The sequence below is a fragment of the Erwinia sp. L03-1 genome, from assembly GCF_058686115.1.
Genome location: NZ_CM178762.1, coordinates 2,843,857 through 2,868,628, shown reverse-complemented (window position 1 = coordinate 2,868,628; position 24,772 = coordinate 2,843,857). Strand labels below are relative to the sequence as shown.

Annotated in this window: 21 protein-coding genes; 11 read left to right on the top strand and 10 right to left on the bottom strand. The window is 54.9% G+C overall.

Annotation, left to right across the window (positions count from 1 at the left end; all coding sequences use genetic code 11):
• Positions 1 to 3: 3 nt before the first annotated feature.
• From ssuD to ssuE, 3 genes are read right to left on the bottom strand one after another with little or no spacing between them, the layout of a single operon-like run.
• On the bottom strand, positions 4 to 1,149 hold the full coding sequence (gene ssuD, locus AC4PCC_RS13285; RefSeq protein WP_492124833.1) for an FMNH2-dependent alkanesulfonate monooxygenase: 1,146 nt from the start codon (positions 1,147 to 1,149) through the stop codon (positions 4 to 6).
• Positions 1,150 to 1,164: 15 nt separating this feature from the next.
• Entirely contained in the window at positions 1,165 to 2,088 is a 924-nt protein-coding gene (locus AC4PCC_RS13280; protein WP_492124832.1) for a sulfonate ABC transporter substrate-binding protein, read from the bottom strand.
• A 48-nt stretch (positions 2,089 to 2,136) separates the two neighbouring features.
• Positions 2,137 to 2,688 carry an NADPH-dependent FMN reductase gene (gene ssuE / locus AC4PCC_RS13275; RefSeq protein ID WP_492124831.1) on the bottom strand — a complete coding sequence of 184 codons (552 nt, stop codon included), beginning with the start codon at positions 2,686 to 2,688 and terminating at the stop codon, positions 2,137 to 2,139.
• Between the two features lie 283 nt (positions 2,689 to 2,971).
• On the opposite strand from ssuE, the gene pyrD reads away from it, so the two are divergent.
• Positions 2,972 to 3,982: a quinone-dependent dihydroorotate dehydrogenase gene (gene pyrD, locus AC4PCC_RS13270; RefSeq protein WP_345831283.1), complete on the top strand. Its 1,011-nt coding sequence runs from the start codon at positions 2,972 to 2,974 to the stop codon at positions 3,980 to 3,982.
• Positions 3,983 to 4,302: 320 nt separating this feature from the next.
• The gene (locus AC4PCC_RS13265; protein ID WP_492124830.1) at positions 4,303 to 4,845 is read left to right on the top strand and encodes a cell division protein ZapC; all 543 of its coding nucleotides are present in this window, start codon (positions 4,303 to 4,305) and stop codon (positions 4,843 to 4,845) included.
• A 19-nt stretch (positions 4,846 to 4,864) separates the two neighbouring features.
• Here AC4PCC_RS13265 and AC4PCC_RS13260 read toward each other — a convergent pair whose 3' ends face one another.
• Positions 4,865 to 5,983, bottom strand: coding sequence for a YcbX family protein (locus AC4PCC_RS13260; protein WP_492124829.1), 1,119 nt, complete (start codon positions 5,981 to 5,983; stop codon positions 4,865 to 4,867).
• A gap of 146 nt (positions 5,984 to 6,129) precedes the next feature.
• Between AC4PCC_RS13260 and rlmKL the strand changes: the two genes are divergently transcribed.
• From rlmKL to rmf, 6 genes are all read left to right on the top strand, one after another.
• Entirely contained in the window at positions 6,130 to 8,247 is a 2,118-nt protein-coding gene (gene rlmKL / locus AC4PCC_RS13255) for a bifunctional 23S rRNA (guanine(2069)-N(7))-methyltransferase RlmK/23S rRNA (guanine(2445)-N(2))-methyltransferase RlmL (RefSeq protein WP_492124828.1), read from the top strand.
• Positions 8,248 to 8,252: 5 nt separating this feature from the next.
• Positions 8,253 to 10,163, top strand: a complete 1,911-nt coding sequence (locus AC4PCC_RS13250) for an ABC transporter ATP-binding protein (protein ID WP_492124827.1) — start codon at positions 8,253 to 8,255, stop codon at positions 10,161 to 10,163.
• Between the two features lie 22 nt (positions 10,164 to 10,185).
• Complete coding sequence (gene pqiA, locus AC4PCC_RS13245; RefSeq protein ID WP_492124826.1) at positions 10,186 to 11,460, top strand: membrane integrity-associated transporter subunit PqiA; 1,275 nt, start codon at positions 10,186 to 10,188, stop codon at positions 11,458 to 11,460.
• A complete protein-coding gene (gene pqiB / locus AC4PCC_RS13240) occupies positions 11,447 to 13,090 on the top strand; it encodes an intermembrane transport protein PqiB (protein WP_492124825.1) in 1,644 nt (547 codons plus the stop codon). The genes pqiA and pqiB overlap by 14 nt, the downstream gene beginning before the upstream one ends.
• Positions 13,087 to 13,653, top strand: a complete 567-nt coding sequence (gene pqiC / locus AC4PCC_RS13235; RefSeq protein ID WP_492124824.1) for a membrane integrity-associated transporter subunit PqiC — start codon at positions 13,087 to 13,089, stop codon at positions 13,651 to 13,653. The genes pqiB and pqiC overlap by 4 nt, the downstream gene beginning before the upstream one ends.
• A gap of 282 nt (positions 13,654 to 13,935) precedes the next feature.
• On the top strand, positions 13,936 to 14,103 hold the full coding sequence (rmf, locus tag AC4PCC_RS13230; protein ID WP_073980969.1) for a ribosome modulation factor: 168 nt from the start codon (positions 13,936 to 13,938) through the stop codon (positions 14,101 to 14,103).
• Positions 14,104 to 14,161: 58 nt separating this feature from the next.
• Here the strand turns inward: rmf and fabA are convergent, their stop codons facing one another.
• Both fabA and AC4PCC_RS13220 read right to left on the bottom strand, forming a co-directional pair.
• Positions 14,162 to 14,680, bottom strand: a complete 519-nt coding sequence (gene fabA / locus AC4PCC_RS13225) for a bifunctional 3-hydroxydecanoyl-ACP dehydratase/trans-2-decenoyl-ACP isomerase (RefSeq protein WP_067702941.1) — start codon at positions 14,678 to 14,680, stop codon at positions 14,162 to 14,164.
• A gap of 68 nt (positions 14,681 to 14,748) precedes the next feature.
• The gene (locus AC4PCC_RS13220) at positions 14,749 to 16,506 is read right to left on the bottom strand and encodes an AAA family ATPase (protein WP_492124823.1); all 1,758 of its coding nucleotides are present in this window, start codon (positions 16,504 to 16,506) and stop codon (positions 14,749 to 14,751) included.
• Positions 16,507 to 16,690: 184 nt separating this feature from the next.
• Here AC4PCC_RS13220 and matP point away from each other — a divergent pair, with 184 nt between their 5' ends.
• A complete protein-coding gene (gene matP, locus AC4PCC_RS13215; RefSeq protein ID WP_345831289.1) occupies positions 16,691 to 17,146 on the top strand; it encodes a macrodomain Ter protein MatP in 456 nt (151 codons plus the stop codon).
• Positions 17,147 to 17,210: 64 nt separating this feature from the next.
• Here the strand turns inward: matP and ompA are convergent, their stop codons facing one another.
• Together ompA and sulA are read right to left on the bottom strand one after the other, a co-directional pair.
• Positions 17,211 to 18,281, bottom strand: coding sequence for a porin OmpA (gene ompA, locus AC4PCC_RS13210; protein WP_067702950.1), 1,071 nt, complete (start codon positions 18,279 to 18,281; stop codon positions 17,211 to 17,213).
• A gap of 348 nt (positions 18,282 to 18,629) precedes the next feature.
• Entirely contained in the window at positions 18,630 to 19,145 is a 516-nt protein-coding gene (sulA, locus tag AC4PCC_RS13205; RefSeq protein WP_492124822.1) for an SOS-induced cell division inhibitor SulA, read from the bottom strand.
• A 214-nt stretch (positions 19,146 to 19,359) separates the two neighbouring features.
• Between sulA and AC4PCC_RS13200 the strand changes: the two genes are divergently transcribed.
• Positions 19,360 to 19,968, top strand: coding sequence for a TfoX/Sxy family DNA transformation protein (locus AC4PCC_RS13200; protein WP_492124821.1), 609 nt, complete (start codon positions 19,360 to 19,362; stop codon positions 19,966 to 19,968).
• A 14-nt stretch (positions 19,969 to 19,982) separates the two neighbouring features.
• On the opposite strand, the gene yccS is transcribed toward AC4PCC_RS13200, so the two are convergent.
• On the bottom strand, positions 19,983 to 22,127 hold the full coding sequence (gene yccS, locus AC4PCC_RS13195; protein WP_492124820.1) for a YccS family putative transporter: 2,145 nt from the start codon (positions 22,125 to 22,127) through the stop codon (positions 19,983 to 19,985).
• A 2-nt stretch (positions 22,128 to 22,129) separates the two neighbouring features.
• On the bottom strand, positions 22,130 to 22,576 hold the full coding sequence (locus AC4PCC_RS13190) for a YccF domain-containing protein (protein ID WP_067702959.1): 447 nt from the start codon (positions 22,574 to 22,576) through the stop codon (positions 22,130 to 22,132).
• 133 nt (positions 22,577 to 22,709) lie between these two features.
• On the opposite strand from AC4PCC_RS13190, the gene helD reads away from it, so the two are divergent.
• The gene (helD, locus tag AC4PCC_RS13185; RefSeq protein WP_492124819.1) at positions 22,710 to 24,764 is read left to right on the top strand and encodes a DNA helicase IV; all 2,055 of its coding nucleotides are present in this window, start codon (positions 22,710 to 22,712) and stop codon (positions 24,762 to 24,764) included.
• The last annotated feature ends 8 nt before the right edge of the window (positions 24,765 to 24,772 follow it).

Here is a 24,772-nt window from a genome sequence, read left to right as displayed (position 1 = left end):
ACCTCAGCTCTGGGAGACTTTTTGTGGGGCAAAATCATGGGCTACCGCTTCGCCGTGAGCGACAACGGCCCGGGGCTGCGGGATCTCAGGCACCGCTAAATCCAGATGCGGGAACAGCAGTTCCCCCACGCGGTAAGCTTCCTCAAGATGCGGGTAGCCGGAGAGAATAAAGGTTTCAATGCCCAGGTCGGCATACTCCTGCATCCGGGCGGCAACCGTTTCGCCATCGCCCACCAGTGCCGTTCCGGCACCGCCGCGCACCAGTCCAACGCCGGCCCAGAGGTTGGGGCTGATTTCCAGCTTGTCCCTGCGCCCTCCGTGCAGGGCCGCCATACGCTGCTGGCCGACGGAGTCCGTTCGCGCCAGCGCGGCCTGCGCTCTGGCGATGGTGGCATCATCCAGATGGGAGATCAGGCGGTCGGCGGCGCGCCAGGCTTCTTCATTCGTCTCGCGAACGATCACATGCAGGCGAATGCCAAATTTAACGCTACGGCCCTGCGCCGCCGCTTTGGCGCGGACCTGCTCAATCTTCTCTTTAACCTGCGCGGGGGGCTCGCCCCAGGTCAGATAGACATCGACCTGTTCGGCGGCCAGATCCTGGGCTGGCGCTGAGGAACCGCCAAACCAGAGTGGAGGACGCGGCTGCTGTACTGGCTTAAACATCAGGCGCGCACCGCGCACCCTGACGTGTTTACCTTCATAGTCCACCGTCTCGCCCTCCAGCACGCGACGCCAGATGCGGGTAAATTCCGCCGATTCTTCATAGCGCTCACGATGATCGAGGAACACGCCGTCACCGGCCAGCTCGTCGGCATCGCCGCCGGTGACCAGGTTGAACAGCGCACGACCATTCGATAAACGGTCAAGCGTGGCGGCCTGACGGGCGGCCTGGGTGGGTGAGACCACGCCGGGGCGCAGCGCCACCAGAAAGCGCAGCCGCTGGGTGACCGGGATCAGTGATGCCGCGACCAGCCAGGCATCTTCACAGGAGCGTCCGGTAGGGATCAATACCCCGCCAAAACCCAGCCTGTCCGCAGCCTGCGCAACCTGTTGCAGATAGCCGTGGTCGACCGGGCGTGCCCCTTCGGCGGTACCCAGATAGTGACCATCACCGTGGGTAGGAAGAAACCAGAAAACGGAAAGACTCATCGCGTAACTCCTTAATCAGTTCACGGTGGGGGCGTGCCAGATGCGGCTGGAAATATCCACCTTCACCGGCATTAAATGGTTGGCATAGAATAAATCGGCGGTCTGCTGCTGCGTTTTTTCCGTTTTGTCGCTGACGGGGGTAATGGTCGTTGGCGGACGGTGATCCAGATAGCTGGCGATGACCGCTTTAGGCAGGCCCATGGTGCTGGACAGCAGGGCGATACTGTTATCGCGGTCGCTTTGGGTCAACGCATCTGCCTGGCTGAACGTCTCCAGCACCTGGCTGATAAACGCGCCGTGGGCCTCGGTAAATGAACGCGTAGCCAGATAGAACGAACCGGTTTGATTAAGCTGGCTGCCGTCGGTAAGCACCCGCACGCCGCCCTGCAACAGCGCGGCGGAGTAGTACGGATCCCAGATGGCCCAGGCATCGACATCGCCCTGCTGGAAAGCCGCGCGTGCATCGGCGGGCGTTAGCCAGACGGGTTTAATGTCGCTGAATTTCAGGCCGGCTTTTCCCAGCGCCCTGAGCAGCAGATTGTGCGAGCTGGAGCCTTTCTGTAGCGCCACTTTATGGCCTTTCAGATCGGCAACAGTTTTATAAGGGCTGTTTTTCGCCACCAGAATCACTTCAGCCCTGGGCTTGGGGGGTTCCTGGCCGACGTAGAGCAGGTCGGCCCCGGCGGCCTGGGCAAAAATGGGTGGAATATCGCCGGTACTGCCGAGATCGATACTGTTAACGTTAAGCGCTTCCAGCATTTGTGGCCCCGCAGGGAATTCGACCCATTTGAAGTGCGTGTCAGGGAAGCGCTTTTCCAGCAGCTGGTGCGATTTTGTCAGCACCATACTGACCGACCCTTTCTGATAACCAATCCGGAAGGTTTCAGGGGCAGGGGAGTCGGCCGCCAGCGCGCTATGCAATATTATGACGACGAGCATCAAGGTGCCCGTTACTTTTGCAAACAGCTTCACGATCGGGTTCCTTAATCAGACGGCAACGGCCAGCGGCTGATGGCGACGAGACAGCGCCTGCCAGAAAGTTTCAATGGACTCGGCAATACGCGCCTCAAGCACCGGAGACAGCTCTGGCTGGCGATCGTAATGGGTCACCTGCGTATCATCGGCGAACACGCCGTGCAGGACTTCCTGCGCCTTAAGCGCGCTCAGTACGGGCTTAAGGGCGTAATCCACCGCGAGCATATGTGCCACAGTGCCGCCCGTTGCCAGCGGCAGAACCACTTTATGCTCAAGCGCCCGCTCGGGTAGAAGATCGAGAATGGTTTTCAGGGCACCGGAAAAAGAGGCTTTATAGACCGGGGTGGCAACGATCACGCCATCGGCACCCGCAAGGTCTTCCTTAAATGCCAGCAGCGCAGGGGAATCAAAGCGGGCATTAAGCAGATCTTCCGGAGGGAAATTGTGCAGATTCCACGGAATAACGTCCACGCCGCGTTCCTCAAGCGCATGCTGACAAAGGGTCAGTAACGCCGTTGAGCGTGAGGGATAGCGAGGACTTCCCGCCAGAGTAATAACGCGCATCGCCTCTCCTTATAACTAAAAGTTATTGATTAAACATATTAGATAACGAACAGGCTTATCCTGACAGAGTGAGGAAACAGGCTTAAATGATTTATCCGGCATTTATAAGTTACTTTCCGAATAAGAGTCGCCCGTGGATTTAGGGCGGGATGCGCGCAATCGTTTTACATTAAGTCAAAAGGACTTTACCATTTTGCCCCGCGCACAGCGTCACGCCACTGACATGCAGTTCGGCGTATACCTTTTTAATCAGCCCCACTGCTGGGGTCATTCAGGAGCCTTTATGTATTACCCTCTGGTCCGTAAGGCGCTTTTCCAGCTTGATGCTGAGCGCGCGCATGAGTTGACGCTCCGGCAATTGCACCGCATTACCGGGACGCCCCTGCTGCCTTTGATCCGCCAGTCGCTGCCTTTCAAGCCCGTTAACTGCATGGGGCTGACGTTCAAAAATCCGCTGGGTCTGGCCGCAGGACTGGATAAAAATGGTGAATGTATAGATGCACTGGGCGCACTGGGCTTTGGCTTTATAGAAGTGGGTACGGTGACCCCGCGTCCGCAGGCGGGAAACGATAAGCCAAGAATGTTCCGCGTGCTGGAGGCTGAAGGCATCATTAACCGTATGGGATTCAATAATCTCGGTGTCGACCAGCTGGTGGAAAACGTTAAAAAGTCGCATTTTGACGGCGTGCTGGGGATCAATATCGGTAAAAATAAAGACACACCGGTTGAGCAGGGTAAGGAAGATTATTTAATCTGCATGGAGAAAATTTATCCTTATGCAGGCTACATCGCGATCAATATATCTTCTCCCAATACCCCTGGCCTGCGTACGCTGCAATATGGCGAAGCGCTGGATGATTTGCTAAAAGCGATTAAAGAGAAGCAGAAAGATCTTGCCGCGCGCCATCATAAATATGTTCCTCTGGCGGTAAAGATCGCCCCGGATCTTTCCGAAGAGGAGCTAAGCCAAATTGCCGACAGTCTGGTGCGCCATAATATTGAGGGTGTTATTGCCACCAATACGACGCTCGATCGTTCTCTGGTCGCCGGATTAAAACATGCCGACGAAGCGGGAGGGCTAAGCGGTCGTCCCGTTCAGTCACGCAGTACGGAAATCATTCGTCGCCTGTCGCAGGAACTCCAGGGGCGGCTACCGATTATCGGCGTTGGGGGCATAGATTCACTGGTCTCAGCGCGGGAAAAATTAGCGGCTGGCGCTTCGCTCATTCAGGTGTATTCCGGGTTTATTTATAAAGGCCCGCCGCTGATAAAAGAAATTGTGAACCACCTCTGAGGGTGAATGCCATCCCGGCGCCTGTCCCGACGGCGCTATTTTATTGGAAAGGATAAATCGGACCCTCTCCGACATTTCACCCGTCGCACTGCCGCTTTTATGTGCGATATCCTGCCGGAATTATCTCGAAAATATTGCTTCGGGTCCCAGGTTATCTGCCTGGGGCTTTATTTTCCCCGCTGGCTCGTTTATATTTTATCCTGTTTAACCGCAATGCTTACTCTCAGGACGCGATGGACTCTATTTATTGCGGTTTCGCCCGACGTTCTTATGCTAATTTTGCGTCCGTAATGTAAATAAGTATTACAATGGAATACATCATGAGAAATAAACCTGACGACAGCTGGCGCTGGTATTTCGATGCAGAGCAGGATTGCATGATGCTGGATTTTGCGGACGGCTCGATGTTCCGATCGCGCTTTACGCGCAAGGTATTGACGCCGGATGCCTTTAGCGCCGCAGGCTTCTGCGTTGACGATGCCGCAATGTTTTTCAGCTTTGAAGAGAGCTGTCGGCGCTGCAACCTGGATAGCGAACAACTCACGCAGCTGGTGCTGAACGCGCTGGTGGCCTGCCGCTTCCTTAAGCCCCTGATGCCCAAAAGCTGGCATTTTGAAACGCATCCAGGCCACTGCCATCCGGCAGAGGGCGAGCTGGTGAGTGTGAAACTCTGTGAAACCGGCGAGTGGGCGACGCTGCTGGTGGCGGAAGCGGGCGAAAAGGCTGCGCTTTGCCTGCTTGCGCAGCCTGAGCTAACCGTGGCCGGTCGCAGCATGGCGCTGGGTGATGCAATTAAAGTGATGCACGATCGCCTTATTCCGCTGGCGAAAGAGTCCGCCCACAGCTTTGCCAGAGCCGTCTAACGCCTGAGATTAGGCGCTATCATCCGGCAGAACGCAGCACCAGGTCGCCTGCAGGAATGCAGCTGCAGCTGAGGATTGTGCCATCGTTGCGCACTGCGCCTTTTTTAAGCGGCGTGACCTCTCCGGCGACCAGCCTGACTTTGCAGCTGCCGCAAATGCCCGCTCTGCAGGAGTAGGGCACCCGATAGCCCTTCATCTCCAGCTGTTCCAGCAAAACCTGCTGGTTATTGCCGGTAAAACGCTCATCCTCCCAGCTTACCGACAGGCTACCTTCCGCAACCGCGGCCACATCAAGCGTCTCAATCACTTCGCCGGGCCCATAGCGGCGGGCAGGTTTGCTCGACAGCACTTCCAGCTCGTCTCCGACGCGAAGGATGCCGCTATTTTTGGCCAGTAAGTTAAGGCCAAAATCAATATCGCCGCTGCCGTCGGTGGCGCTGCGGAACGTTTGCAGCGTGGCCAGAGGCTCTCCGCTCGGGTGTTTGCGACCTCGCTCCGGGCTAACGGTCGTGAGTACGCAGCGGCTGCAGGGCTTTGGCACTTCAAAAATGATTTCGCCAATGCGCAGCGTTGACCAGCTGTCTTCCGCCCAGGCGGCGGCACCGGTCACCACCAGGTTAGGGCGAAACTGCTCAAGCCTGACACCTGCGGGGCAGCGCTGACGCAGATCCTGTAGCGAAGCCTCATTAATCAGTAAAAAGGGAAAGCCATCGGCAAAGCTCAGCGGCACCTGCGCAAAGTCTTTTACCCGCCGGCTCATCTCAGGCCCTACCCAGCGTAGCTGTACCGGGCGGGGGAAAAAGCCGCTCAGCCACTGGTTAATAGCCTCGGGGGCAATCTGCGAGGTAAAGGTATTGCCCCAAACCATCGTCGTTGCGGGAGTCGGCTGAAAATCCGCCAGGCGGATACTGGCGCTGCTGCCATCCGGCGCAGAAAGAAATAGCCCATCCGGCGTCAGTGCAGGTGTGAACAGCACCATATCCGGATACTGACGTGCGGTGATAAAGGTTCCGTCCGGTTCGGTTATCATAAAGCTACGATCAAATACCAGACCGCTTTCCCGCGCCTGGGCCAGGGAAACCTGCGTTCCACGCATTGATTTTACCGGATGGATAAACAGGCGGGACAGGCTCAACATAATGCACTCCAGGCATAAACGGTTAAATAAAGGCGTCAGATAGCCGGGCAATTCACCTGGCGCAAACGAAAAGAAGCTAACTTTATGACATGGGCCTGTGATTAGCTATAATGCGCAGCAATTTTCTGAAGACGACAAGTGACACTATGAATTCTCTGTTTGCCAGTACGGCGCGTGGGCTCGAAGAGCTATTAAAAAGTGAACTGGAAACCCTGGGGGCCGAAGGCTGCCAGATTGTCCAGGGCGGCGTACATTTCCAGGGTGACGATCGTCTGATGTACCAGAGCCTGATGTGGAGCCGCCTGGCATCGCGCATCCTGCTGCCGCTTACCGAATGTGCTGTCTACAGCGATCTGGACCTGTATCTGGGCGTCCAGGCTATCGACTGGCCTGCGATGTTCGGCAGCGATAAGACCTTTGCCGTTCACTTTAGCGGCCTGAATGAGGTTATCCGCAACAGTCAGTACGGCGCGCTTAAGGTGAAAGACGCCATCGTTGACAGCTTTACCCGTAAAAACCTTGCGCGGCCGGATGTGGATCGCGAGCAGCCGGACATTCGTGTCAATGTCTGGCTCAATAAGGATACCGCCAGCATTGCGCTCGACCTGAGCGGTGAAGGGCTGCATCAGCGCGGCTACCGTCAGCAAACCGGTCAGGCTCCCCTTAAGGAAAATCTGGCAGCCGCCATTGTTATGCGTTCCGGCTGGCAGGCGGGCACACCGCTGGTCGATCCGCTGTGTGGTTCTGGGACGCTGCTGATTGAAGCAGCGATGATCGCCAGCGATCGTGCGCCGGGTCTGCACCGTACCCACTGGGGATTCACCGGCTGGGCTAAATTTGATGAAGCGCTCTGGCGTGAAGTCAGCAGCGAAGCCCAGGTCCGCGCGCGGCGTGGCCTGCAGGAAACGTCCTCCCGCTTTTACGGCTACGACAACGATTCCCGCGTTATCGAACGGGCGCGGGCGAATACCCGCCGCGCCGGACTGGCCGATATCATCAGCTATACCGTGCAGGATGCGCTTAAGCTGCAGAATCCTCTGCCGGATGGCCCAACCGGCACCGTGCTGAGCAACCCGCCCTACGGCGAGCGCCTGGAAAGCGAACCGGCGCTGATTGCGCTGCACAGCCAGCTGGGTCGCATTATGAAAAACCAGTTTGGCGGCTGGAATCTCTCCCTGTTCAGTGCTTCACCCGAGCTGCTGAGCTGCCTGCAACTGCGTGCCGATCGCCAGTTTAAGGCGAAAAACGGCCCGCTGGACTGCGTGCAAAAAAACTACGCGCTGGCGGTTAACACCTCGCCAAACGCGGTGGGGCAGATTGCCGAGGATTACGCTAACCGCCTGCGTAAGAACCTTAAGAAACTGGAGAAGTGGGCGCGCCAGGAAGGCATTGAATGCTACCGCATTTACGACGCGGATCTGCCAGACTACAACGTCGCGGTAGATCGCTACGGCGACTGGGTGGTCGTGCAGGAGTACGCGCCGCCAAAAACCATTGAACCGGCGAAGGCGCGTCAGCGTCTGTTTGACGTTATTTCTGCCACCCTCAGCGTATTGGATCTGCCGCCTAACCGGCTGGTTATGAAAACGCGCGAGCGGCAGAAGGGTAAAAGCCAGTATCAGAAGCTGGGCGAGAAAGGCGACTTTTTTGAGGTTACCGAATATAACGCCAGGCTGTGGGTGAACCTGACCGACTATCTGGATACCGGACTGTTCCTCGACCATCGCGTGGCACGAAAAATGCTCGGTCAGATGAGCAAGGGCAAGGACTTTCTCAACCTGTTTGCCTATACCGGCAGCGCCAGCGTCCATGCGGGCCTGGGCGGTGCACGAAGCACCACCACGGTGGATATGTCACGTACCTATCTGGAGTGGGCAGAGCGTAACCTGCGTCTGAACGGGCTAACCGGCAGACAGCACCGGCTGATGCAGGCCGACTGTCTGAACTGGCTGCAAACGTCAGATGAACAGTTCGATCTGATCTTTATCGATCCGCCAACCTTCTCCAACTCCAAGCGAATGGAAGAGAGTTTTGACGTGCAGCGCGACCATTTGTCGCTGATGACCGATTTGAAACGGCTGCTGCGGAAGGGCGGTACCATCATGTTTTCTAATAATAAGCGTGGGTTCAAAATGGACCACGATGGGCTGGCAGGGTTGAACCTGGCCGCGCAGGAAATCACCGGCAAAACGCAGTCTCAGGACTTTGCCCGTAACCGTCAAATTCACAACTGCTGGCTGATAACCCACGCCGGTAAGGAATAAGTTTTATGTCTCTGATCAGTATCCATGGTGCCTACCTGTCATTCAGCGATGCACCGCTGTTGGACAACACCGAGCTTCACATTGAAGAAAACGAGCGGGTCTGTCTGGTCGGCCGTAACGGCGCGGGCAAATCCACGCTGATGAAGATCATCAACCGCGAGCAGCCGCTCGACGATGGCCGCATCATCTATGAGCAGGATCTGGTTGTGGCCCGTCTGCAGCAGGATCCGCCGCGTAACGTAAAGGGGTCGGTGTATGACTTTGTCGCGGAAGGCGTTAATGAGCAGGCCGAGTACCTGAAGGCTTATCATGCCATCTCACATCTGGTGATGACCGATCCGAGCGATAAAAACCTGAATGAAATGGGGCGCCTGCAAAGCATTCTGGATCATCAGAATCTGTGGCAGCTGGAAACCCGTATTCACGATGTTCTTAAGCAGATTGGACTTGACGCCGATGCGCCACTTTCATCGCTTTCAGGCGGCTGGCTGCGCAAAGCGGCACTGGGACGCGCGCTGGTTAGTAACCCTCGGGTACTGATGCTGGACGAGCCAACTAACCACCTGGATATTGAAACCATTGACTGGCTGGAAACCTTCCTGAAAACCTTCCAGGGCAGCATTATATTTATTTCCCATGACCGCTCATTTATCCGCAATATGGCGACGCGCATTGTCGATCTCGATCGCGGTAAGCTGGTCTCATGGCCGGGAAATTATGATGAGTACCTGCTGGGTAAAGAGGAAGCGCTGCGCGTTGAAGAGATGCAGAATGCCGAATTCGACCGCAAGCTGGCCCAGGAAGAGGTGTGGATCCGTCAGGGCATCAAGGCCCGCCGTACGCGCAACGAGGGCCGCGTACGCGCGCTTAAGGCGCTGCGTAACGAGCGCTCCGAGCGGCGTGAAGTGATGGGCAAAGCCAACATGCAGGTCGAAGAGGCGAGCCGCTCCGGTAAAATCGTCTTTGAGCTGGAGAACGTCAGCTACCGCATGGGTGAGAAACAGCTGGTGCGCGACTTCAGCGTCCAGGTTCAGCGCGGCGATAAGATTGCCCTGATTGGCCCTAACGGCTGCGGGAAAACCACGCTGCTGAAGCTGATGCTGGAACAGCTTAAAGCCGACAGCGGACGCGTGCATATCGGCACCAAGCTGGAAGTGGCCTACTTTGATCAGCATCGTGCCGAACTCGATCCCGATCGGACGGTAATGGATAACCTGGCCGAAGGTAAGCAGGAGGTGATGGTTAACGGTAAGCCGCGCCACGTACTGGGTTACCTGCAGGAGTTCCTGTTTCACCCCAAACGCGCCATGACACCGGTTCGCGCACTTTCGGGTGGTGAACGTAACCGTCTGCTGCTGGCGCGCCTGTTCCTTAAGCCCAGCAACCTGCTGATCCTCGATGAACCGACCAACGACCTGGATGTTGAAACGCTGGAACTGCTTGAAGAGCTGATTGACGGCTATCAGGGAACGGTACTGCTGGTCAGCCACGATCGTCAGTTTGTGGACAATACCGTAACCGAATGCTGGATTTTCGACGGGCAGGGTGACATTGGTACCTTCGTGGGCGGATATCACGATGCGCAGCGTCAGCGCGCGGCCTGGAAGCAGAATCGCGCGGCGGCGAAGGCCGTGGCAACGACTTCGCGTCAGGAAAGTGTAAAAAGCGAGCCGGCAAAGCGCGGAGCCAGTAAGCTAAGCTATAACGTCCAGCGAGAACTGGAACAGCTACCGCAAAAGATGGAAGATCTGGAGCAGCAGCTTGGATCCCTGCAGGCTCAGGTGGCCGATGCCAGCTTTTTCAGCCAGCCCCATGAGGTGACGCAGCCAGTTCTGGATGCGCTGTCGCAGGCGGAGCAGGCGCTGGAAGTGGCCTTCGAGCGCTGGGAATATCTTGAATCGTTGAAAAATGATTAATTAAGTCACTCAGAGGTCAACAATGTGTTCGAATCACCACGCTGAACGATGGATGCTTTGCCCGCAGTGTGATCTGATGACGCAGTTACCGGAACTTAAGCCGGGCAGCAAGGCCAGCTGCCCACGCTGCGAGACCACGCTGGTCTCGCGCTGGGTGGAGCCGCGAAAGCGGCCCACCGGCTATGCGCTGGCTGCCCTGTTTATGCTGGTACTGGCCAACCTTTTTCCCTTCATCAATATGAATGTTTCGGGTCTAAGCAGTGAAATAAGCCTGCTGCGCATTCCCGAGGTGATGGTGTCCGAAGACTACAGCAGCCTGGCGACGCTGTTTATTCTGTTTGTGCAGGCGGTACCCGCCCTCTGCATGATCATCATCCTGCTGCTGGTAAATGCTGTTCGCCTGCCGGAAACGTTCAGGCGGAGCATGGCACGCATGCTGTTCCGGATGAAAAGCTGGGGAATGGCTGAAATTTTTCTTGCCGGGGTGTTAGTCAGCTTTGTGAAGCTGATGGCCTACGGCAGTATTGGCGTGGGCACTAGTTTTATCCCCTGGTGCCTGTTTTGCATTATGCAGCTGCGGGCGTTTCAGTGCGTCGATCGCCGCTGGCTGTGGGGGGAAATTGCCCCGGTTCCTGCGCTCCCTGCCGCGCCGGAGGCCGGTATCAGCGGGCTGCGTCAGGGCATGCGCTCCTGCCGCTGCTGTACGGCCGTGCTGGCCGCCGATCGTTCGGTCTGTCCGCGCTGCGGCACGCCAGGGCATGCAAGGCGGCGGCACAGCCTGCAGTGGACCATGGCATTACTGGTCACCTCGGTGCTGCTTTATATCCCCGCCAACCTGATGCCGATTATGATCACCGAAGCGCTGGGCAGTAAGATCACCTCAACCATTATGGCGGGCGTCGTGCTGCTGTGGGGCGAGGGGTCCTATCCGGTCGCGATGGTGATCTTCATTGCCAGTATTATGGTTCCCTCGCTGAAAATGATGGCGATTTGCTGGCTGTGCTGGGATGCTAACCGGCAGGGGCCGGGGCGTCACGACAGTGAAAAGATGCACAAGATTTATGAGGTGGTGGAGTTCGTCGGTCGCTGGTCAATGATTGACGTCTTCGTTATTGCCGTCCTCTCCGCACTGGTCCGTATGGGGAGATTGATGAACATCTATCCCGCGCCCGGCGCGCTGCTGTTTGCCATGGTGGTTATCCTGACGATGTTTGCCGCCATGACCTTTGACCCCCGTTTGACCTGGGATCGTGTACGAGAAAAGAGTCTTGAGGAGCCTGCAATTGAAGGAAAATAATCACGACGTGGCGACGGTTGATCAAATCAAGCGCTGGTCACCCGTCTGGATAATCCCCATCGTCACCGTGCTGATTGGCGCGTGGATCCTTTTTTATCACTTCAGTCATCAGGGACCGCTGGTGACGCTGATAACCACCAATGCTGAGGGGATTGAAGGGGGGAAAACCACCATCAAGAGCCGCAGCGTTGACGTGGGTGTTGTGCAGAGTGCGGTACTGACGGACGATCTGCATCACGTTGAGATAACCGCCCGCCTCAATTCCGGAATGGAAAAACTGCTTAAGGATGACAGCGCCTTCTGGGTGGTCAAGCCGACCATCGGTCGTGAAGGCGTGACTGGACTGGGTACGCTACTTTCCGGGGCCTATATCGAATTACAGCCCGGCAATAAAGGTGAAAAGAAGCAGGAGTATCAGCTGCTTGATGCACCCCCGCTGGCGCCACCCGATGCGAAAGGGATCCACATTACGCTTGATAGCATCAAAGCGGGCCAGCTTAATCCGGGCGATCCGGTACTGTTCCGGGGCTATCGCGTGGGTTCGGTTGAAACCAGCCACTTTGATGCCGATAAGCGCATGATGACCTACCAGCTTTTTGTCGCAGCGCCTTACGATCGGCTGATTACCACCAATGTGCGTTTCTGGAAAGACAGCGGCATTGCGGTTGATATGTCAGCGTCGGGGATGCGCGTGGAAATGGGGTCGCTGACCACGCTGTTTAGCGGCGGCGTAAGCTTTGATGTGCCAGACGGCTGGGAGCTGGGCAAGGTCGCCGAGAACAAAAGCGAATTTACCCTGTTTGACGATCAGCGGAGTATCCAGGATTCGCTTTATACGGTGCATAAAGATTTCGTGATGTTCTTCAGCGATTCGATTCGCGGCCTGCAGGCGGGCGCCCCGGTTGAATTCCGCGGCATACGTCTTGGAACCGTGGCTCAGGTGCCGTTCCAGTCGAAGGAGATCGCTCAGCGACTGAATAACGACTATCGCATTCCGGTGCTGATCCGTATCGAACCAGACCGCTTCCAGAGCATGCTGGGCAAAGACTTTGATATTGAGCGTCATCTTAAAGACGGCATCAAAAGCGGCCTGCGCGCATCGCTTAAATCGGCGAACCTGATCACCGGCTCGCTCTATATCGACCTTGATTTTTACAATAACGCCAAACCTTTCACCGGTCCGGACTCCTTTGCGGGTTATGAACTCATTCCAACCACCAGCGGCGGCCTGGCGCAAATCCAGCAAAAGCTGATGGATGCACTGGATAAGATCAATAATCTGCCGCTGAATCCGATGATTAATCAGGCAACCGGCACGCTGAAGGAGAGCCAGCGGACGATGCGTGAATTGCAAAAAACGCTGGATAACGTTAATCAAATCACCAGCAGTCAGTCGATGAAGGATCTGCCAGCCGATATGCAGAAAACCCTTCGCGAGCTGAACCGCAGCATGAAGGGCTTCCAGCCTGGCTCACCGGCCTACACCAAAATGGTTGGCGATATGCAGAGGCTCGATCAGGTGATGCGCGAACTTCAGCCGGTCCTGAAGACGCTGAACTCGAAAAGTAACGCGCTGGTATTTCAGGCTAAACCAGGGCAGGACCCACAGCCGAAGAGGGCGAAACAATGATGAAATGGATCCCCATTGCGCTGGCGCTGACGCTGGCCGGATGCAGCAGTACGCCGGAAACGAACTACTACCAGTTGCCGTCGGCCAGTAAAAGTACGGTGGTAAGCAGCCGTGAAGATGCCAGCCGCCCGGCGGTTTGGGTTGAGCACGTCGCCGTGCCGGACTACCTTGCGGGCAACGGCGTGGTGTTTCAGCGCAGCGATGTGCAGTATGTTATCGCCAGTAATAACCTCTGGGCCAGCCCGCTGGACCAGCAGCTCCAGCAGACGCTGGTAGCCAATCTGGGTGAAGCACTGCCCGGCTGGCTGGTATCTGCTTCACCGCTGGGACAGTCGCAGGACAAGCTCAACGTCAACGTTACCGGTTTCCACGGTCGCTATGACGGTCATGCGGTGATTAGCGGGGACTGGATCCTTGAGCATCAGGGGCAAATCATCAAGCGCAGTTTTTCTCTGACGCTGCCGCAAAACAAAGATGGCTATGATGCGCTGGTGAAAACCCTGGCGGCAGGATGGCAGCAGGAAGCACGGGTTATTGCTAATTCGATAGTTAGCAATAATTAAAATAATTTAATCTTTGCCCTTAAGCCTTTGATCTTTGCAAGCGGATGTTTGCCAGGGTCGAAGGCTTTTTTAATGTTTAAACAGCGCCTTAAAGCCTTAAAGTGCCAATTTTAAGGTGTTCTCATTCCCGGCTGACGTGTCATTTTGATGACGCTGGCGTGAAAATTGCGCATTGATTTTTGTCTCTGATGGCGATAGAACTTAAGGGTGGTTGCGCAGTAAGTAACCGCTGATTTCTTTCCACCAGAATCCACCTGACCTGAAGAGGGGACAACAGGCATGATGAAGAGACAGAAACGAGATCGACTCGAACGGGCACATTCACGCGGTTATCAGGCCGGTATTACCGGACGGTCCAAAGAGATATGTCCCTATCAAACGATAGAACCGAGGTCTCACTGGTTGGGAGGGTGGCGACAAGCCATGGAGGACAGGACGGTTTCGGTATAATCATCCTGTTTAACCAACGAATAACCTCCGCCCGGGCGGAGGTTTCCGTTTCTGCATCTTAGAAAGCGTTGGTGTCTTTAAACAGGCCCACTTTCAGATCGCTGGCGGTATAGATAACATGACCGTCGACCAGCACTTCACCATCCGCCACGCCCATGACCAGCTTGCGATTAATCACCCGCTTGAAATGGATACGGTAGGAAACTTTCTTAGCCGTGGGCAGTATCTGACCAGAGAATTTCACTTCGCCAACGCCCAGCGCACGGCCTTTACCTTCGGCCCCCAGCCAGCCCAGATAAAATCCTACCAGCTGCCACATGGCGTCCAGGCCCAGACAGCCTGGCATAACCGGATCGTTGATAAAGTGGCAGCCGAAGAACCAGAGGTCAGGACTGATATCCAGTTCGGCTTCAACAAAGCCTTTACCGTAGTTGCCGCCGTCTTCGGTCATTTTGACCACGCGGTCCATCATCAACATGTTGCCCGCGGGTAACGGTGGGCCTTCAGCCCCAAATAATTCTCCGCGACCAGAGGCAATGAGGTCTTCTTTTGTATAGGATTCGCGTTTATCTACCATGTTGTCAATAAGCCTTATTTTAGTGAAGCACGAAGTTTAGCGAACAGGTGTACGCTGAACAAGCCCAATCAGCTCTGGTTAAACCAGTTCAGCCAGCGCAGGGGCCACGGGCGATGATGGCGCAGCTCCTGCTGATTAATTTGCGCAATGCGCTCCTGTATGGTCCGTAACAGGCAGGGGCCTTCTTCTTTGTCCCATTCTGCGCCGGTCAGTAAAGGCAGGGCTTCATCCACGCTGGCCACTGCCCAGATATGAAATTTTTCTTCCCGTACTGCATCCACTACGTCCTGCTGCAGGGAGAGATGACGCACGTTAGCGGCGGGGATAATAACCCCCTGCTTGCCGTTAAGGTCACGCTGATTACAGATATGGAAGAAGCCTTCAATCTTTTCATTCAGTCCGCCGACCGGCTGTACGCGACCAAACTGGTCGACCGAACCGGTAACGGCAATTTGCTGAGTCAGCGGCTGGCTGGAGAGTGCGCTGATTAACGCGCAGAGTTCAGCCAGGGAGGCGCTATCGCCGTCAACTTCCGAGTAGGACTGTTCAAATACCACTGACGCAGAAAAGGGCAGCTGCTGCTCCAGTTCCAGCTCTGCAATCAACCACGCCTGCATGATCATCATGCCCTTCGCATGAATATTGCCACCCAGTTCGGCTTTGCGCTCGACGTCGGTGAACTCGCCGTCGCCAACATGAACCACGCAGCTGATGCGCGACGGTTCGCCGAAGGCACGGGGATGGCCAGGAAACTCAATCACTGACAGGGCATTGATCTGCCCAATCATTTCGCCTTCCGTCTCTATGAGTATCTGATCGAGAAGAATTTCATCCCGCACGCGCTCGGCCAGAAAGCCTTCGCGCCACTCGCGCATTTCCAGGGCGTTAAGGATATTTTCCCCGCTCAGGCTGTTATCCTCGCTGTACATCGCTGCTTCATGGAGCTGGCGTGAGATCCAGGCCGGACAGAGCGGTAACGTGTCCTGATCGCCGGTATAACGTACGGCTTCACGGATCATTACCGGCCAAAAATCTTCTTTAATCGGCCCATAATCATGACTGACGGCGATGTCACTAAACCATCTCAGCCAGAGGATGAACTCTTCGGCATCGACGATTTGAATATTATCTTCAAATTCGCCATACAGCGAGAGAGCGGCGAGTTCTGGCTCCATTTCCTGGAAATCTGCCAGTACATCGCGGTCGCCGGTGAGGACCAGACGGAACTGCATCGGCATTGAAGGAATAGCCGCGGGTAACGGGCGGGTTTCATCAGGAGAATGCCAGTCGAACTGACCGGTGGCCATGATCTTTTTCAGTCGGAGCCAGAGCAGCGGCTGAGCCAGCAGTGCGCGCAGCGAGAGAATCAGCGTGCCGCCGTTAGCCTTGTGAACCAGGCCGGGTTCTGGAATGAGGGTAGTCTGCTGCAGACGAATGCAGCCAAAAAGCTGTTCAGCTTCAATCCAGTCTGCACGATGAATACCGCCCGTGCTGGCGAAATTATCTTCAGGTGTGACGGCAGTCTGCCAGCTGACTGACATCCCCTCAACCTGATAGTGACCGCCATAGAGCGAATCGTCATCCTCCTCAGCGAGGCGGGTGAGCTCGTCCTGCAGGAGTTTTTGATATTCAATATTTTCTGGCGTCTTGATTAACATCAGCGGAAATGCCGCTGGCGTTTGCAGAAGCAGGCTCAGACCGTTAAACAGGCGCGCTTGCACCAGAGCAAAACAGCTGCCGTCGGCTTCAAAAGCCTGCGAAAAAAGGGGCTGGACGCTTTCGATATCGGGCTGTAAAGCACGCCATTCTAATCTGTTATTGGTCAAAGTTATCGTATTTTTCTAAAATGAGTAAAAGCGGCATTATACAAGATTTCAGCCTGTTAAGCACCGGGGACATGTGTTTCACCTGATGTTCAGATCGCAATGGCGCGAACATCCTTGTTTTGTGTGCGGCTGCGCGATAAAAACTGTTATTCTTAACCCGTTATATAGTCAGCATGAGATTCCGATGAAATATCAGCAACTGGAAAATCTTGAAAGCGGTTGGAAATGGAAATACCTGGTAAAAAAACACCGGGAGGGTGAGGCGATTACGCGCTATCTGGAAAACAGCGCGGCACAGGTTGCTGTCGACGAACTTCTGGCTATGGAAAACCGACCGGTGGATGTGCTTATCTGGATAAGCAAGCATATCAATCCTGCGCTTGAAAACAGAATGAAGCAGACCATTCGCGCTCGTCGCAAACGGCATTTCAATGCTGAGCATCAGCACACCCGTAAAAAGTCGATCGATCTGGAATATCTGGTCTGGCAGCGACTGGCGGGGCTGGCCCAGCGGAGAAGCAGCACGCTTTCAGAAACCATCGTGCAGCTGATTGAGGATGCAGAACGAAAAGAGCAGTATGCGAACCAGATGTCATCTCTCAGGCAGGATCTTAAGGCCATATTAGGTAAGCCAGACTGAATTCCAGCAAGAGTTCTAAAAAGAAAACCCCGCCGGAGCGGGGTTTTTTTATCAAAGAAAGAACTTAGCTCTGTGGCTGAGTTACAACGTCTTTGATACCTTTAACTTCGATTTCTACGCGACGGTCCGGAGACAGGCAGTCGATCAGAGCCTTACGGCCTTTCACGCTGTCACAGGTGTTGCCGGTAACTGGGTTAGATTCGCCCATACCGCGTGCAGAGATCTTGTTAGATGGGATGCCTTTAGAAACGAGGTAGTCAACGACGGACTGAGCACGTTTCTCAGACAGTTTCTGGTTGTACTGCTCAGAACCGATGCGGTCTGTGAAGCCCAGAACGACGACTGAACCGTCTTTAGGATCCAGTGAGCTCAGCTGGGTGTACAGCTGATCCAGAGCCTGCTGACCTTCTGGCTTCAGAGTAGCCTTGTTGAAGGTGAACAGAACGTCAGACTTCATGGTGAAACGCTTGGTTTCAACAACTGGAGCCGGAGCAGGTGCTGGAGCCGGAGCTGGAGCAGCATCATCCTGACCGAAACGGTAAGAAACACCAACGCTCAGCATGGCGTTATCAGGACGCGTACCAACGGTACCTGCATCACCGATGTTGTTAACCCACTGGTAGTCCAGACGGGTTGCCCAGTTTTTGGTCAGTGCGTATTCAACACCAACAGCTGCCAGCGGAGAAACGCCGGTGTCGTGGTCGCTGATACGGTTGCCAGTCAGGGTGTTCTGCTGAGTAGAGTCTGCACGCCATACCATACCACCCAGACGTGTATAAACGTCCAGATCGTCAGCAATTGGGTAGCTCAGTTTAGCAGCCAGCTGAATGCCCTGTGCTTTGAATGCGCCGTTTACGTTGTTGCCTTTGTGAGGCATACGACCCAGCCAGTCATAACCCAGTTCGAAGCCCAGGTACTGATTAGCCTGATAACCACCGAATGCACCAGCGCCAAGCTGGCTCTCGTGAGTTGGGCCATCATTGTTGGAATAACCGTTACCGTAGTAACCAGTGTCGTGGTACTGAGACCAGCCCAGTTTAGCACCGGTGTACCAGGTGTTATCTTTCGGGGCGGCCTGCGCTACGGTAGCGAAGCCAGCCAGTGCCACTGCAATTGCGATAGCTGTCTTTTTCATTTTTGCGCCTCGTTATCATCCAAATAGGCAATGAGCTTTCATTAGCTCTTTGATTAAATCCTTCGCCGGGTTATGAAGCTCGATTGTGACTCATCCAAAAAATGGTGGTTATTGAGCACCCTGGCGACGTAAAGTCTACAACGTACCAGCAAAGTTACAAGTATGATGTGAGCGACAACAGCAAAAAAAGTTCCTTCCGCACACAAATTTTCACATTTGTGGACAGGTTTCATCCTAAAAGAAGAGGTTTTAAGAGCTGCTAAACCATTGTTGTGCCGCGCCAGCCCATTATCAGCCGCTATTCGCGGGCCTGATGGAAAATAATCATGAGAAAATTCTTATTTTTACTTAATGATACAAAGTAGAGTGAATTTTTATCCCGTTGCACGGTCTGGAGATAACGATTTTTGTCCGATCGGGCCGCATGATCAATCCCAGAGCATTTCCTGCAGAAGCCGCATGCTGAAGTCTGAGGCGATCTTCCAGCGTAATTTCACCGGGCAACCAGCCCAGAACCACACTGTAATTGCCGGTTTGCAGCGCTTTAATCATCGCTTCAACGGTAGTGATAGCGCCTGACTGACTCACCTGCATGACTTTATCCAGCGGTAAACCCGATTGCATTAGCCAGCTGCGGCTCAATTTTTGCTGAGGCGTTAGCCATAGCTGCCAGCGCGATTGCGTACCAAGCTGCTGAAGCAGAGGCAGTAACAGCATTTGCGTCATGCCTGGCTGGTTTTCACTGTAGTTCAGTTCGCTGATCAGGCCTGTTGCGCCCTCAGTCTGAGATGTGTCACCGGCACAGGCTGAAGTTGAATTAAAAGCAGCGGTGCGAACACGTGGCTTCAGAGAATGAGTATACATAATGGCTTCGCTCTCAGGGTTACTGTATGAATATACAGTATAGGCAGGGTGGGTAAAGATCAACCTTATTTTTTTGAAAATGCCTCGCAAAAAAGAAACGTAAATGTCCTTCCAGGCAATTATTCATTGAACCCTTAACGTCGATTGCATACTTTCTACAGCGCAGGAAAGAAAAAGTTTTACGTAAGGACGGCTTTGGCACAAGGAGAGAGAAATGCATGATTCAAAAGTAAAAATTGAGCAGGCTAAGCGTGACCTGGCCGCATTAGGACATATCGACAGTCGCAGCCAGTTTGGCGGTTACAGTCTGTCAGTGGGGAAAGTGGTTTTTGCGCTCATCGCCGAGGGGGAACTTTATCTGCGTGCCTGTGAACAGGCTAAGCCCTATCTGGTTGAGCGCCAGATGGAACCTCTCTGTTTCAACAAAAGAGGAATACCGGTGACGCTGGATTATTATCGCGTTGATCCGGCGCTCTGGTGCCAGCAGGAGCAACTGATCGCTTTGTCCAAACTTTGCCTGCAGGGGGCGCGTAAGCATCGGGAAGGGGTTTTACAGAACCGGAGACTGAAGGATCTGCCCAACCTGAGCTTACGTCTTGAACTCGAACTGAGAAGGGTAGGGATCAGCAGCGTACAAATGCTGAGGGAACAGGGGGCTAAGGAGAGCTGGTTAAAGCTCCGGGCCTGTAATAAGAACCTCAGCATCAGCGTCCTGTTTGCGCTTCAGGGGGCGATACTGGGGCGTCATCATCAGGCGCTGCCTGATGACATTAAAGAAGAACTTCGGGAGTGGCACCGGATGACGCTCCGGTGCTCACAATGAAGGTACGGATACCCCTAAATCTTATTAATGAGGACCTGCTTTCTCAGCTGCGCTAGTTCGGGTAGGAGCGCAATAAGTAAGCCGACCTGTTGCAGAATGAGAGGCTCTTTCGTCTCCGGGTCGGCTTCCATGGTTTCAATTCGCTCAGAAAGGCATGCCAGTGCGTCTGTGGCTTTTACCTCATCAACGCTTTTAACCTGTAGCACGTCGTCAACATAGCAGACAGCATCCTCCAGTACTTTCAGCATCAGTTCATGCTGAATTTTTTCCCGGTGAGCGCCCAGCGCCGAGATATAGCTGAGAAAGGAGTGATTCAGACACATCAGACGAAAGGCCGCTTCCCGCAGGGGGGCATCCGCATTTTTCTCGGCAGAAATCGCCGACACGACAGATGCCAGCTCAGCGTCGCTGTTATGCGCATCACGGCGCGCAATACGATAAGCAAGGCGATTATCTTTACCCTGATGGTATTGCACCAGGATGGCATCAAGATAGCGACAGTTGGCGCTCACCGCCTGCTCAGCGACGGCGGAGAGCCGCCTGAAGCGCCAGTCGGGCCAGATAAAGGCAACAGCCAGCCAGGCGAGCGCGCATCCCAGCAGCGTATCAATAATTCTCGGCAGAGCGACTTCATATCCCTCACCCAGTAGATTGAAGCAAAACAGTACCAGTAAGGTAATAAACATGGTTGCATGGGCATACTGAGACTGGCGGAAGGCGAAAAACAGTACGCCGGTCACCACGATAAGGATCAGTTGCCCCTCAACCGAAGGCACCAGCCACAGCAGCGGCAGGCCGATGATGATACCGATAACCGTGCCCGCGATACGCAGAGCCAGCCGTCTTTTGGTGGCATTGTAATTAGGCTGGCAAACAAACAGACTGGTTAGCAGTATCCAGTAGCCATGTTGAAGTCCAGTTACCTGAATAAAGGTATAACCTGCGCAGAGCAGAAGTGACATGCGAACGGCGTGTCTGAATAAAGGCGATTCAGGGGAAAGGTGTCGACTCAGCCGCAGCCTGATATCGGCCCAGCCCGTGAGCCCTTCACTGGAAAGCGTGCTGTCGTGGCTTTGCGTGCCAGCAGCCTGAAGCTGTTCGGATTCGATTGTGGCCAGCTGTGCGTCGACGGCCCGCAAATTGTTCAGCAAATAGTGCATGGCTTTCACTTCACCACTGGCGGGCTGTGTGTTCTTTAGCCTGTCCAGCGCGGCCTGAAGATGAACAAACACCCGCTCAAACCGGCCATCGTGCTGGTAAGTTTCCCGCATCAAAATGCAGTTGGCCAACTGACGGCAGGCACCGGCCTGCATGGATAGCAGGCGCTGAAAGCGGAAAAGAATATCGCTGTAGCGATACTCCTGACGCAGCGCGTGATACTGGACGTGCGAGGAACTGGCGCGTTCATGGATATCCTGAGCCACAAAATAGTAGTGCAGCGTCCGACGCGTACCACGCTGCCCCCGGTCTCCCCGCAGGCGGGACTGGATTGAGATTTTTGCCTGATTCAGCGTGGCAACCAGCTGACTGTTTGCCATTGCAACCTCTATCAGGGTGTCGCTGTCGCCCTCTTCGGCATCAGGATCGAACAGGCCTGCCTTGGCATCAAGATAAAGTGCCAGCCCCTCATAGCATCGGGCCATATTCTCCTGGAGCGGACGAATAGGGAAAATGACGTGGCCGGTCAGCGTTAACAGGTTGTACCAGGCAGCGCCCACCAGCAAAAGCACGGGCTGGAGATACCACTGGGGGAACAGACCTATCCCTAACAGGGTATAGATAGCAATGAGCAAGGCACCAAACGCAATGGTGGCGTAGCGCTGGCCAAGCGCTCCCAGCAAAATAAACCCCCAGGTTGACACCGCCAGGCCAGCGGTAAACAGCCAGGGCTGGGGGGAAAGGAGTTCGACGGAAACCGACGCTACGCAAAAACAGACCAGGGTGATAAGCAGGTTTCGCAATCTGCCGCTCAGGCGATCGTCCAGATCGGCCAGCGCAGCGGCGACCACGCCAAGGGTTAGCGGAATGGTCCAGGTTATTTGATTTAACCACCAGGGTAAGCCGGTGGTCCCCGCAAGGGCGATAAATATCCGCAGGTTGTAAAGCAGGGCACTATTGTAGGCATAGCGCCGAAGGCCGCGCGTAAGCGTGATTTGCATAGTCAGTTAAAACGGCGGCGGGCATTGGCTTCACGGGCAGCCTGAGCCACTTCAACCGGAACCACACGGCGGCCCACTGGCCAGAGCGCGATAGCAGCAATCTTAAAGTTGGCAATGCCCAGAGGGATGCCAATCAGGGTGATGCATTGAGCAATGCCGGTCAGAACATGCATCACGCATAGCCACCAGCCGAAAAGAATAAACCACAGCACATTTAGCAGTGTTCCGCCCGAGTTCAGCACCGCGCTCTTCCGGTCAGGATACAGCTCGTCAACGTGCACCGCTTCATTGCCAAAAGGCACAAGGGAAAGTCGGGTGATTTCCCAGCAGGAGCGGGTTAACGGCAGCGTGACGATAAAAACCACGCTCAATACCGTGGCCAGCAGCCAGCTGAGCGTGGTGAGAAAGCCACCTAAAACAAAGTTAAGAATGTTTAAAACAGTACGCATGGGGACAATCCTTAGGGTAAATACGAGTCGCATAGCTTAATGGACTGATTATACCGTTTTTTAACTCTGGAGCGGTACACCCCCGCCGGGTAAACTACCGCCTGGAGAATTCAACAGTAGCCAGGGTCTCGTCATGGAACTGAAAGCAACGTCGCTGGGTAAACATCTGGCGCAACATCCCTACAATCGGGTGCGGCTGCTACGCGCCGGCGTCGAGGTCAGTGGCGAAAAGCATGAATACCTTATTCCGTTTAATCAACTGTTAGCCATCAAGTGCAAGCGAGGTCTGGTCTGGGGGGAGCTTGAGTTCTCACTGCCGGATGACAAAGTGGTGCGGCTGCATGGCACCGAATGGCAGGAAACCCAGCGCTTTTACCATCATCTCAGCCACGCATGGCAGCTCTGGAGCGAAGAGATGAGCCTGGTCGCTGCTGACGTACTGGAGAGTCTGGTCGAAAAACTCCACACCTTTGAACAGCAGGACAAATGGCTGAAGCGCAGTGATGTGGCTGACTGGCGCAGCGTGATTACAGAAGCCTTTTCCTCTTTACCGCTACCCGTTGCGCGATTAGAAGAGTTTGATAACTGCCGGGATGCGGCCCTGTTTTGTTTGCGCTGGCTGGAAAGCGGCGATGCACAGCGCCAGCAGCGCAATACCAGCTGGACAGAAAAAATGCTGGAGCAGTATGCAGACTTTTTTAACAGGGTTGAAACCTCTCCGCTCAATGCTTCTCAGGCGAGGGCGGTGGTCAACGGTGAGGATTCACTGCTGGTACTGGCGGGAGCAGGCAGCGGCAAAACCTCAGTACTGGTCGCGCGAGCGGGATGGCTGTTAATGCGGCGACAGGCCGCGCCAGAGCAAATCCTGCTACTGGCCTTTGGTCATCAGGCCGCTGGTGAGATGAACGATCGCATCCGAATACGGCTGGATGCGGAAGGCATAGAAGCCCGTACTTTTCACTCCCTGGCACTGAATATCATCAGCCAGGGGAGTAACAAATCTCCGACGATAAGCAGGCTTGAGACCGACAGTGGCGAGCGGCATAAGCTGCTAATTGCGGTTTGGCGTCAGCAGTGCAGCGAGAAAAAAGCGCACGCGAACGGCTGGAGACAGTGGCTACAGGATGAACTGGCGTGGTCGCCTGGCGAAGGGGAATTCTGGCAGGATGACCGACTGGCTAAAAAGCTGGCGGGCCGGCTGGAACGTTGGCTGGGGTTAATACGTATGCACGGCGGGGCGCAGGCGGAGATGATTGCATCCGCACCGGAGGCGATACGTGACGTTTTCTCTAAGCGTGTAAAACTGATGGCCCCCCTGGTTAAGGCCTGGAAAAGCGCGCTGAAAGAGGAGGGCGCTATAGACTTCTCTGGCCTGATCCATCTGGCGGTGAATATTCTGGATAAAGGCCGTTTTATTAGCCCCTGGAAGCATATTCTGGTTGATGAGTTTCAGGATATCTCGCCGCAGCGTGCTGCGCTGCTGGCCGCACTAAGAAGGCAAAACAAACAAACCTCGCTCTTTGCCGTTGGCGATGACTGGCAGGCGATATATCGGTTCAGTGGGGCAGAAATGACGCTGACCACCGCGTTCCATCACCATTTTGGTGAAGGCGATCGCTGCTTCCTTGATACGACCTACCGCTTTAACGATCGCATTGGTGATATTGCAAACCGCTTTATTCAGCGTAATCCCCATCAGCTTAAAAAACCGTTGAACAGCCTGAGCAAGGGGGGCAAACGCGCCGTTTCACTGCTGCCAGAAGGACAGCTGGAGGCGTTGCTGGACAAAATGAGCGGCTATGCAGCGCCGGATGAGCCGATTTTAATCCTTGCCCGCTATCACTACCTGCGTCCACAGCTGCTGGATAAGGCGAAAACCCGCTGGCCGAGGCTGAAGATAGATTTCACCAGCATCCATGCCAGTAAAGGCCAGCAGGCAGACTATGTGATTTTACTGGGCCTGCAGGCGGATAAAGAGGGCTTTCCCGCCGAGGCAAGAGAATCGGTGATTGAACAGGCGCTGCTACCGCAGCCAGAGGCATTTCCCGATGCCGAAGAGCGGCGACTGGCCTATGTGGCCCTTACCCGCGCGAGGCAGCAGGTCTGGCTGCTGTATGAAAAAGAAAATCCGTCGGTCTTTGTGGAGGAGTTCAGAGAACTTGGCGTGCCGGTATTGCGTAAGCCATAACGGTTGCA